The sequence below is a fragment of the Mesorhizobium sp. genome, from assembly GCF_004962925.1.
GTDB lineage: Bacteria > Pseudomonadota > Alphaproteobacteria > Rhizobiales > Rhizobiaceae > Mesorhizobium.
Window position 1 is genome coordinate 1 of record NZ_SUEO01000117.1, and the last position, 4404, is coordinate 4404.

Below are 4404 nucleotides of genomic sequence, written 5' to 3' on the forward strand. Positions count from 1 at the left end.
CTTTACGGCCTGCCGGCGCTGCCGCTCGGCATGCTTGGCGAGGCGACCACCGACGTCTCGGCAAGAGGCACGCTTGGCGGCGGCATGATGACGAGCTTCAGCCTCGCCGGCGACGACTTCAAAGCCGGCTTCGACGGGACGGTCGCCGGCACGCCACAAGGCCCTATCGCCAAGGGCAAGGTCAGCCTGGAAGCTGCCGACATCGAGCCGTGGCTGATGACGACAGGCGTCGGCTTGCCGGGCATGGGGACAGGCATGTCGACCTGGCTTGCGGCCGACGCCGACTTCGGCAATGGCCTTCTGGTGCTGTCCGGCCTCAGCGGCGCCATCAACGAGGCGGCGGTTTCCGGCGACGTCAATGTCGACGTCAACGACGGGCTGCCGCATCTTGCCGGCGCGCTGGCGCTCGATGAGCTGGATCTCGATCCGATGGCGGTGGCATTGTTTGGCGACCAGGCCTTGCTGAGCACCGGCGGGGCCTGGCCGACCGCCCCGTTCAGCCAGAAGTCCAGCCTGCCGTTCACCGCCGAACTCGACCTGACCACGGCATCACTGGTCGCCGGCCCGCTTGCCACGGCCTATGACGCGGCGCTGTCGCTGAAGCTCGACCAGGAAGGCATCCGCGTTTCGAATCTCAAGGCAAAGTTCTCCGGTGGTGCGCTTTCTGGGCTATTCGAGTTGAAGAACAATGACGGCACCGGGCTTTTCTCCGGCCAGATGAAACTTGCCGGCGCCGATCTGGCCACCGTACTGCCACAGGCCGGCATCAGCGGAAGCGGCGATTTTTCGGCGGCGCTTTCGACCAGCGGCAAATCGGTCGATGCGATGATTGCGGCGCTGTCCGGTTCCGGCACGGCGGCGCTGAAAGGCTTGACTGTTGCCGGCGTCAATCCCGACGCCTTTGGCGCCTTCATCGCCAAAGCCGACGCGATCGGGCGCGATATCGATGCGGCCAAGACCGCCGGCTTCGCGCCCCAGATCGCCGCAAACGGCAGTTTTCCGGCTGGGGATACGGACATTGCCTTCACAATTGCCGGCGGCACGCTGAGGGCACCGCCGGTCAGTCTTGAAAATCCGACGGCGACCCTGTCCGCCGACATCACGGCGGACCTGAACGCCAGCACGGTCACCACCAGTGGTTCGATCACTTATCGGCCAGGCGACGAAGCGCTGGTCGGCTCCGATCCGACTGTGAATTTCAGCGTCGACGGGCCGTTTAGCGCCGCGAAGCGGCAATTCGACAGTGAGCCGCTGGCGCAGTTTCTAACCCAGCGCGCACTTGAAAAGGAGCAGCAGCGGGTCGAGGCCATGCAGGCGGCACTGCTTGAAAAACAGCGGTTGCGGCGCGAGGTGCGTTACTACGCAGCCCTGCAGGCCGAGCGTGACAGGGCAGCCGAGGAATTGCGCAAGCAGCAGCAAGCGGCGCGACTGCAAGCCGAGGCAGATGCGAGGGCAAAGGCTCAGGCCGAGGCAAAGGCTCAGGCCGAAGCGGAGGCGAAGGCCAGGGCGGATGCGCAGGCGAAAGCTGAAGCCGAGGCGAAGGCTCAGGCTGAAGTGGAAGCGAAAGCCAAGGCGGATGCGCAGGCGAAGGCTGAAGCCGAGGCAAAGGCTCAGGCTGAAGCGGAAGCGAAAGCCAAGGCGGATGCGCAGGCGAGGGCTGAAGCCGAGGCCAAAGCCAAGACCGAGGCGGAGGCAAGGGCCAAGGCGGATGCCGAAGCGAAGGCCAAGGCGGCGCAAAAAGCGGCGGACGAGGCGGCGAAGGCCGAAGAACAGCAACGCCGGAAGGCGGAAGAGGCGATGCGGATCGCGTCGGAAGAAAAGGCAAAACTCGACGCCGAACGCAGGGTCGCCGCCGAACGTAGGGCCGCCGCGGCGCGGGCGCAGAAAGTGGAGCGCGCGCCTCAACCGCCGGCCAATGACAACCCGCCGCCAGCAGAATCCGCGCCAAAACCCAAGCTTGAACCTTCGTCGATCGACAGTCTGCTGAAGTCGCTGGGCGGGGGGTAGATCTACCTACAACGAACTTTTCATCCCCGCTTCGCCCAATCCAGGACGTAGAGCCTGAGCGCCGAAGACAGGTTGGTATCACGCCGCCGGGCCTCGTCGATTTCGGCGACGAGGGCGGCGAGCGTCAGTTTGCGCTCGGCCGCAATGGCCACGAGATCGTCGAAAAACGGCTTTTCGAGCGAATAGCTGGTGCGATGGCCGCGAATGGACACCGAGCGTTTCTCGACCGGGCTCACCGGACGTGACTCATTTCACTTCAAGCATCGGATTTGTCCGAAAACCGCCGTGCGCTTTTCGGTCCAATGCCCGGGGAATCCGGATCGCCCGAGGTTTCGCGGCGATGGCCAGCGACGAATTTTTCTGCCTTGTCGGCGATCAGACGCTCACGCTCCCGGTCGGCCTTGGAACGGCCGTGCAGCGTCCGGTTCTGTTCGGCCAGGCGCTCCTTGTCGGCTCGTGCCTTCTGCTTGCGGGCCTGGCGGAGATTGACGATGTCGGCCATGTCGCGCGGCCCGTCGGATCACTTCTTGCGGAAAGCGTCGAGCGACACCACTTCGGCGCCCTTGGCGGCGGCGTCGGCCACGGCAGGCTTCTTTTCGGCCTCAGTGGTCTTCTTCTTCTCAGGCTTTTTCTCGGCGACGATGGCCACCGGTTCGGAAGCCGGCTGGCCGGCCAATTCCTCGTCTGCCGAGGTCTCCGTCTTCACGTCGAATTCGAGCTCGAAATTGACGGACGGGTCGTAAAAGCCGCGCACGGCCGAGAACGGTATTTCCAGCTTTTCCGGCACGTCGGAGAAGGACAGCCCGACCTCGAAGCCGGTGTCGGTCACCTTCAGGTCCCAATACTGGAACTGGATGACGATGGTCATCTGTTCGGGATAGCGCTCGCGTAAGCGGGAAGACACGCGCACGCCTGGGGCGCCGGTGAGGAAAGTGATGAAGAAATGATGGTTGCCGGGAAGGCCGGTGCGCGCGACCTCGGCCAGCACCTTGCGCATGACGCCGCGCAACGCCTCCTGGGCCAGAATGTCGTAGCGGATGTGGTCGTCGGCCATGTGGCTGTCGGGTTCCGTTGAATCGTCCGCATAGCTGTAATCAAGCTTGAGCGCGGCGTAAACCGGATATAGACGCCGGCAGGGCAGATGCGAGAGGGCATGCCTCAGATTTGATCGCTCAGGCGCCAGCGAGCGCGCTGTGCTTTTGCGCATCGGCAGCCGGCTGCCGCTTGCCGAAGGCGCGCAGGAAGGTGCGCACGCCATGTGTCGCCGATTGCAGCACCTCGTCGTCACTAGGCGTGCCGCCGAGCATGAAGGTCGTCTGCAATTCGGCATTGGCAAGAGCCAGGAACTGGCGTGCCGCAACGTCGGGGTCATCGATGTCGAGGAAACCGGCATGGGCGAGGCGAGCGAAACGGGCGGCTATCGCCGGCCATGTCCTACCCGGTCCCTGTTCGCGCCATTCGGCGAAGAGCTCGGGATAGCGTTCGCCCTCGGTCTGGATCAGCTTGCGCAGGAATTTTCCTTCGCGGTTGCAGATGCAGTTGCGGTTCATATGCACGGCGAAGGCTATCAGATCGACTTCAAGGTCCTTTGGCTGGTCCGGAAAGGTGGAAATGGTGGCGAAGATGCCGGCATTACAGCGCTCGGTGAGGTCGCGGACGATGGCGACGAAGAGTTTCTCCTTGTCGCCGTGGTGGTTGTAGATCGTCTGGCGCGAAACGCCGGCCTCGGCGGCAATCATGTCGATGTTGGCGCCGGCGAAGCTTTCGCGGCAGAACACCTCGCCGGCAGCGTCCATGATGGAGACGCGCTTGGCCTCATGGCCGCGTGGCGGCGTGGTGTCAGGAGAAACGTTGGTTTTCATAAAAACTATATAGAGGTGATTGACGAATTAGACAAGAGTGTCTAAATTTATGGACTTAGATTGAAGAGGTTTCCCTCCGCAGAAGAAGTCGGAATTCCACGGGATGGAACGTCCTAGGATTACACGCCGGTCGGCGGCAAACCAGATTTGAAAGAACCCGCTATCATGAATCCCCAATTCCTCCGCATCGCGGTCGTGCTCGGCCTGTTGTCCGCGATCGGTCCGTTCGCCATCGACATGTATCTTCCGGCGCTGCCTTCGATCGGCGCGGATCTGCAGGCCAGCACCGCTGCCGTGCAGATGAGTTTGCTGATCTTCTTTCTGTCCATGGGCTTTGGCCAGATCGTCGTCGGACCGATCTCCGACATGGTCGGGCGCAAGCTGCCGCTCTATGGCGGCCTCGCACTGTTCATGGTCGGCGGCATCGGCTCGGCGCTGGCGCCCTCGGTCGAATGGCTGATCGCCTTCCGTTTCCTGCAAGGGCTCGGCGCCAGCGCAGGCATGGCCGTGCCGCGCGCCATCGTCCGTGACCTGC

Annotated in this window: 6 protein-coding genes; 2 read left to right on the forward strand and 4 right to left on the reverse strand. The window is 63.4% G+C overall.

Annotated features, from left to right (window positions below; all coding sequences use genetic code 11):
* On the forward strand, nucleotides 1-2007 hold a 2007-nt coding region (locus E5W87_RS21465; protein WP_292401903.1), incomplete at its 5' end, for an AsmA-like C-terminal region-containing protein.
* Nucleotides 2008-2027: 20 nt separating this feature from the next.
* Here the strand turns inward: E5W87_RS21465 and E5W87_RS21470 are convergent.
* The 4 genes from E5W87_RS21470 to E5W87_RS21485 form a co-directional block, all read right to left on the reverse strand.
* Complete coding sequence (locus E5W87_RS21470; RefSeq protein ID WP_292401906.1) at nucleotides 2028-2243, reverse strand: ribbon-helix-helix domain-containing protein; 216 nt, start codon at nucleotides 2241-2243, stop codon at nucleotides 2028-2030.
* A 20-nt stretch (nucleotides 2244-2263) separates the two neighbouring features.
* Nucleotides 2264-2509 carry a DUF4169 family protein gene (locus E5W87_RS21475; protein WP_292401910.1) on the reverse strand — a complete coding sequence of 82 codons (246 nt, stop codon included), beginning with the start codon at nucleotides 2507-2509 and terminating at the stop codon, nucleotides 2264-2266.
* Between the two features lie 18 nt (nucleotides 2510-2527).
* The gene (locus E5W87_RS21480) at nucleotides 2528-3061 is read right to left on the reverse strand and encodes an SspB family protein (RefSeq protein WP_292401964.1); all 534 of its coding nucleotides are present in this window, start codon (nucleotides 3059-3061) and stop codon (nucleotides 2528-2530) included.
* Nucleotides 3062-3179: 118 nt separating this feature from the next.
* Nucleotides 3180-3869 (reverse strand): TetR/AcrR family transcriptional regulator, encoded by a 690-nt coding sequence (locus E5W87_RS21485; protein ID WP_292401914.1) that lies wholly within the window; start codon nucleotides 3867-3869, stop codon nucleotides 3180-3182.
* Between the two features lie 165 nt (nucleotides 3870-4034).
* Here E5W87_RS21485 and E5W87_RS21490 point away from each other — a divergent pair.
* Nucleotides 4035-4404: MFS transporter (locus E5W87_RS21490; RefSeq protein WP_292401917.1), on the forward strand; the 370-nt coding region annotated here is incomplete at its 3' end.